2 protein-coding genes and 1 pseudogene are annotated in these 2,683 nt (G+C 68.7%); all 3 read left to right on the forward strand.

Annotated elements, in window-relative coordinates; translation table 11 throughout:
- Positions 1-6: 6 nt before the first annotated feature.
- Entirely contained in the window at positions 7-1,698 is a 1,692-nt protein-coding gene (locus tag AC1DVT_RS19350) for a phenylacetate--CoA ligase family protein (RefSeq protein ID WP_477390929.1), read from the forward strand.
- Complete coding sequence (locus tag AC1DVT_RS19355) at positions 1,698-2,477, forward strand: hypothetical protein (RefSeq protein ID WP_477390927.1); 780 nt, start codon at positions 1,698-1,700, stop codon at positions 2,475-2,477. Before AC1DVT_RS19350 ends, AC1DVT_RS19355 begins: the two co-directional genes overlap by 1 nt.
- Positions 2,474-2,683: pseudogene (locus AC1DVT_RS19360) on the forward strand (hypothetical protein); the annotation flags it as partial. The gene AC1DVT_RS19355 and the pseudogene AC1DVT_RS19360, both read left to right, overlap by 4 nt.

Consider the following 2,683-nt stretch of genomic DNA (forward strand, 5'->3'; position numbering starts at 1 on the left):
CGCCGGATCCGACTGATCGGATCCGGCGCCTCGGGGGATAGTGTGAGCGGCGGGGGCGATGCCGTGACCGATCCAGTGCATCTCGAAGCAGTTCACACCCGAGGGGCCTCGGCCATCGGGCGGCGCACCAGTGCCCTCCAGCAGGCGGTGCTGCGCATCGCGACCGCGATCGTCACCGTCGCCTACCGGCTGTACCGCGTGCATCCGATGGTGTGGCGCTGGACGGCGCGCCACTACCAGCCGTGGATGGGGAGTTTCGCGCGTCTGAACGCGTGGATGATCTGCCAGCAGGCGTACCTCGACGTGCCCGCTTACCACGACTATCAGAAGGCGAACGGCTTCCGGTTCCGGTGGTGGCGGCTGGACAACTACCGGCCCACCTCGAAGACCGACTATGTGAACGCCTACCCGGAGGCCGAGCGCTGCTGGCACGGCCGCATCGAGACCATCGGCACGGTCGTCGACGAGTCGAGCGGATCCTCCGGCAAGCCCTACAACTGGCTGAGGTCCAAGCGCGAGCTGAACACCGTGCACAAGAACGTGGCCGGCTACGTGACGCAGATCTTCGGCACCCGCAAGCTCTTCGCGATCAACGCCTTCTCGATGGGTGCCTGGGCGACGGGAACGAACACGGGCATCGCGATGTCGAAGGTCGCGATGGTGAAGAACACCGGTCCGGACATCGAGAAGATCGTCGACACCCTGCTCTTCTTCGGGCCCGGCTACGTCTACCTGATCAGCGCGTATCCGCCGTTCCTCAAGCACCTGCGCGACCGGCTCGACGCCGAACCCCGTTTCGACTGGGAGCAGTACACACTGAACGGCTTCGTCGGCGGCGAGGCGCTTACGGAGGGGCTGCGCGACTACCTCGAGGACCGCTTCAACCGCGTGTACGCGGGCTACGGCGCCTCCGATCTCACCATCGGCATGGCAGGCGAGAGCGATCTCACCGTCTGGCTGCGCCGCGCGCTGGCGAACACCCCGGCCCTGCGAGAGGACGTGCTGGGCGCGGCCGAGAACCGCATCCCGATGATCTTCCAGTACAACCCGCTCGAGACGTTCCTCGAGACGACCGAGCACGGCGAGCTGCTGGTCACCCTCAACTCGACCGACATCATGAGCCCGAAGACCCGGTACAACATCGGGGACGAGGCCATGATCATCGACTTCCCGAGCATGCAGGCGCTCGTTGCCCGGCATCCGCGGCTCGCGTTCGGCTATGAGCGCGCGTTCGCGATCCAGCGGACGCGGCTGCCGTTCGTCCTGCTCTTCGGGCGCAAGGACTCGACGATCTCGTACATGGGCGCCAACATCTATCCGCTCGACGTCGAGAACGGGCTCTACCTCGACAATCCGTACGCGAGCGCGATCGAGTCGTTCAAGCTGGGGCTGCTCGAGATCGGCGGGCACGAGCAGCGACCGATCATCCACCTGCAGCTGCGCGAGGGCAGCGCGCTCGACGACGCGGCCCGTGCCGATCTGCGCGTGCGGGCGGCGGAAGGGGTGCTTTCGCACCTCGCTCGGGTCTCGCGCGACATCGCGCAGTCGCTGGCCGAGGATCCGACCACCCGCGACGTGCGCATCGAGGTGCACGACCACGGCACCGGGCCGTTCGTGGGGGGGAACATCAAGATCAAGAACGCCTACACGTTCGATCAGAAGGAAGCTCTCGATCAGGCGGATGTGGAKCGCGCCTGATGCGCTCCACCGACTTCTCGAAGGCGCCGCCGCAGGGTCGGGCTCAGGCGATGCTCGTCGTCGACAGCGAGACGGCTGATGCGGGCTGGGCGCGCGCACTGCTTCGCACCGCTCGTCGCGACCCGGCTCGGCTCTGGGACCACCGCTACCGCGTCGCCGGCCACCGGGGCATGCTGATCGGCTTCACGAACCGCGATTCCATGCTCGCCTTCGCCGCCACGGTCACGGAGGCGAGCACGCGCAGCTACCGCGCCGAGTCGAGCGGCTACTCGAACGGCGTCTGGCGGGCCGAGGGCCCGACGATGACGCACATCCCGACCTTCACCCCCGTCACCCGTGAGCGTGAGCACGGCGTGACCCCACCAGAAGTCGCCGGCGGGCGCGCCCTCGGCCCTGGCCGGCACGGTCACCGGCCGCGCGGGCCCGTCAACCCACCGCGCAGCCCCATCGAGGGCGGCTCGCTCTTCCTCGGCGCCACGCGTTACCGCGGACCGCGCAGCCTGCTMATGCTCGCGCGCACCTGGTACCCCATGCTCGCGAAGATGCGGCGGATGAAGGGCTACGTCTGGCACGCGGTGTACGGCTCGGGCCTCTGGGCACTGGGTACGATCGCCTTCTTCGACGACCGCGACGCCCTGCTCGCCTTCGCACGGATGCCGGAGCATCGCCACCTGATGCAGTGGATCGTCGAGGGCACGCGCTGGGCGACGGCCGGGTTCATCCGCCTGCTGGTCGCCGAGGACAGTGCGGATGCGGACACCGGCTGGGAGCACCCGTGATCGTCGAGGCGGTCGCCGATCGCCGCGGCTTCCGCGACTTCGTCGAGCTGCCGCTGCGCCTGCACCCACAGGCCCTCGCCGTGCCGCTGCTCGAGTCGAGCCTGCGCGACTGGTGGACCGGCCGCTCCCCGCATCCGCAGCCGATCGAGCTCCTGCTGGTGCGGGATGCGCGGGGCCGGGCGGTCGCCCGCTCCACGGTGCACACG

It is taken from the genome of Microbacterium sp. P2_F9 (genome assembly GCF_056403635.1).